We start from the raw sequence: 3,298 nt of genomic DNA, 5'->3' as shown, positions 1-3,298 counted from the left end.
CCTGCGGGGCGGCCGGCTGGACGGCCTGCGGTGCCTGCTGCGGGTGCGGGGGCTGCTGGGCGTGGGCCTCGGCGGCCGGGGCGATGGCCGCGGCGACGCGGTTCTCCTGCGGGGCCACCCCCGGCGTCTCCTGCTCCGCCGGCACCTCCTTGACGTCGCGCGCCCGGCCGTCGTCGTCGAGCCGGTCGAGCAGCGCCGGGTCCAGCGGCACGCCGAACTTGGCGAGCTTGAGCGGCAGCAGCGCCTGGATCGGTGCCGAGCGGCGCCAGCCGCGGCCGTACCGGAAGCGCAGCTGCGCCCGGTAGACCAGGCGGTTCTGCTCCAGCCGGATGACCTCGTCGTAGGAGCGGAGCTCCCAGAGCTTCATCCGCCGCCAGAGCCGGAAGGTCGGTACCGGGGAGAGGAGCCAGCGCATCACCCGGACCGACTCCATGTGGCGGTCCGCGGTGATCGCCGCGATCCGGCCGACCGCGTGCCGCGAGGCCTCGACCACGACGACGAAGAGCACCGGGATGACGGCGTGCATCCCCATGCCCAGCGGGTCGCCCCAGGAGGCGGCCGCGTTGAAGGCGATGGTGGCGACGGTCAGCAGCCACGCGGTCTGCCGCAGCATCGGGAAGGGTATCCGCAGCCAGGTCAGCACCAGGTCGAGCGCGAGGAGCACGACGATGCCGGCGTCCACACCGATCGGGAAGGCGTAGGAGAAGGCGCCAAAACCCTTCTGCTCGGCCAGGTCGCGCACCGCGTTGTACGAACCCGCGAAGCCGATGCCCGAGATGATGAAGGCACCGGCCGCGACCAGGCCGAGCAGGCCCCGATGGGCCTTGGTGAGCGTTGGGCGTGCCATTACGTCTATCAACCCCTGGATGTCGGCTGCTGCCGTACGCTGCCTCGGCTGCCGGGTCCCGTTTGGTCGGGCCGCCGGACTCCGTTGGTCGGGCCGCCGGACGGCTGGGCAACCTCCGGGCTCGGCTCACCGGAGTTTACTCGTACAGGTGTTTAGCGTGCCCACAGCCTGGGGTGTCACAGTGCGGCGGCCCGACACCCGGCCCCCGGCACCACGCGGGGTCGGAGCGGAGGCGCCGCCGGATCGTCAGCCGGTCTGCCCCGCCGTGCCGTTGAGGTAGGTCAGCACCGCCAGCACCCGGCGGTTGGCGTCCTCGTCGGGGGCGAGTTCGAGCTTGCCGAAGATGTTGGCGATGTGCTTGGCCACCGCGCCGTCGCTCACCGAGAGGCGGGCGGCGATCGCCGAGTTGGAACAGCCCTCGGCCATCAGCTCCAGCACCTCGCGCTCGCGCGGGGAGAGCCGCAGCAGCGGACCGGGCCGGCGCGAGGTGGTCTGCATCAGCTTGGCGATCACGTCCGGGTCCATCGCCGTACCGCCCGCCGCCACCCGGCGGACCGCGTCGATGAACTGCCCGGCGTTGAACACCCGGTCCTTCAGGAGGTAGCCGATCCCCCCGGTGCCGTCGGCCAGCAACTCCCGCGCGTAGAGCTGCTGGACGTGCTGCGACAGCACCAGCACCGGCAGGCCCGCGATCTCCCGACGGGCCTTGAGCGCCGCCTGCAGGCCCTCGTCGGTGAGCGTCGGGGGCAGCCGGACGTCGACCACGGCCACGTCCGGCCGGTGGGTCAGCAGCGCGTCCAACAGCTCGGGCCCGGTCTCCACCGCCGCGGCGATGGTGAAACCGTGCGCTTCCAGCAGCCGGATCAGGCCTTCGCGAAGGAGGTAGAGGTCCTCGGCGAGGACAACTCGCACGGCAACTCCAAGGTGATGGTGGTGGGTCCGCCCGACGTGCTGTCGATGGAGAGGACACCGTCGAAGGTACCCAATCGCTTCTCGATCCCGCGCAGTCCGGTCCCCCGCGAAGGGTCCGCCACCCCCACCCCGTCGTCCGTCACCGTGACCCGCAGGAAGCCGGCCCGGTAGAGGATGTCCACCCACACCTGCTCCGCCTCCGAGTGCTTGGCCGCGTTGGCCAGCAGCTCGCAGATGCTGAAGTACACGGCGGCCTCCACCGGCGCCAGCGGCCGGTCCGGCAGGCTCACGCACACCTCGGTCGGCAGGGCGCTGTCCAGCGCCAGCGCCCGGACGGCGTCGCCCAGCCCGCGCTCGGCGAGCACCGGCGGGTGGATGCCGCGCACCAGGTCCCGCAGCTCCTGGAGGGCCCGGGCCGAGGACTGGCGGGCCTCGGCGAGGAGCTCCCGCGCGGCCTCCTGGTCGGTGTCCATCAGGTGCTCGATGGTGCCCAGCGTCATCCCGATCGCGACCAGTCGCGCCTGGGCGCCGTCGTGCAGGTCCCGCTCGATCCTCCGCAGCTCGGCGGCCTGGTTGCCGACCGCGTCCGCCCGGGTCTCGGTCAACTCGGCCACCCGCCTGGTCAGCTGGGCGTTCGTCGCCCGGCCGTCCTGGTCCAGCACCCGGCGGGCGGCCTCCACGTACCCCCGCACCGCGTACGGTGCCGCGAGTATGCCCGCGACGATCATGGCGGCCCCGAGCACGGCGCTCAGCAGGACGGCCACCATCCGGCTGCTCAACGGGCCGAACCCGTCCGCCGGCACCGGCCCGGCCAGGATGTAGGCGACGCCCAGCCCGAGCAGGACGGCCACCGGGCCGGCGAGGGCCACCACGAGGAACGGGTTCGCCAGCAGCCAGAGCAGCTCGGCGCGGGTGGTCCGGTCCCGCAGGCCCCAGTGGACCACCTGGACGTACTTCGCCACCGTCCGCGACCGGTGGTAGGTGTAGCCCGTCCACCAGTGCCCCCGGCCGTCCAACTCCAGCTCCGGCCGGGGCTCGTAGACCGCCGGCAGCCGGATGCCGAACCAGCGCTCCAGCTGGCCGCGGGTGCGGTTCGCGGTACGGCGGATGCTGGCCGCGGCCACCACGGCGCCGACGGTCGCTGCCACCAGGAGCGAGAGGAAGACGCCCAGGTCGTACGACTGCAGGAGCCGGGCCGTGACCGCCCCCGAGCAGATCGCCGCGCCCACCGGCAGCACCACGCCCGGCACCGCGGCCAACACCACCACACCGAGCCGCGCCAGCCCCTCACCGCCGGCCTTGAAGGCCGCCTGGGCCTGAGCACGTACGGACGCGCCGCTCGTACGACTCACTGTTGTCACGGGAAGCTCCTGATGCCGGTACCGATCGTCCTCCATCAGTCTTCACGAACCGTCCATCACCCACACTGGCCATGGCACCCCAAAACCGAGGTAGACCTAGGACCACCTGTGAGTGGAGGAAGTGACACCGACCGATGAGACAGTCTGAAAACGCGAAGAACCCCCATCCGGGACCCGG

The 3,298-nt window shown here is 72.3% G+C and carries 3 protein-coding genes; all 3 read right to left on the bottom strand.

Going from position 1 to position 3,298, the window contains the following annotated elements:
- Positions 1–847: DUF2637 domain-containing protein (locus tag AE652_RS38220; RefSeq protein WP_049659964.1), on the bottom strand; the 847-nt coding region annotated here is incomplete at its 3' end.
- Positions 848–1,093: 246 nt separating this feature from the next.
- The gene (locus tag AE652_RS38215) at positions 1,094–1,759 is read right to left on the bottom strand and encodes a response regulator transcription factor (protein WP_049659962.1); all 666 of its coding nucleotides are present in this window, start codon (positions 1,757–1,759) and stop codon (positions 1,094–1,096) included.
- Positions 1,711–3,120 carry a sensor histidine kinase gene (locus tag AE652_RS38210; protein ID WP_234348686.1) on the bottom strand — a complete coding sequence of 470 codons (1,410 nt, stop codon included), beginning with the start codon at positions 3,118–3,120 and terminating at the stop codon, positions 1,711–1,713. The genes AE652_RS38215 and AE652_RS38210 overlap by 49 nt, the downstream gene beginning before the upstream one ends.
- Positions 3,121–3,298 lie beyond the last annotated feature (178 nt).

The organism is Kitasatospora sp. MY 5-36 (genome assembly GCF_001182915.1).
Lineage (GTDB): Bacteria > Actinomycetota > Actinomycetes > Streptomycetales > Streptomycetaceae > Kitasatospora.
The sequence above is the reverse complement of the archived record's forward strand: the minus strand, read 5'-3'. Positions and strand labels throughout refer to the sequence as shown.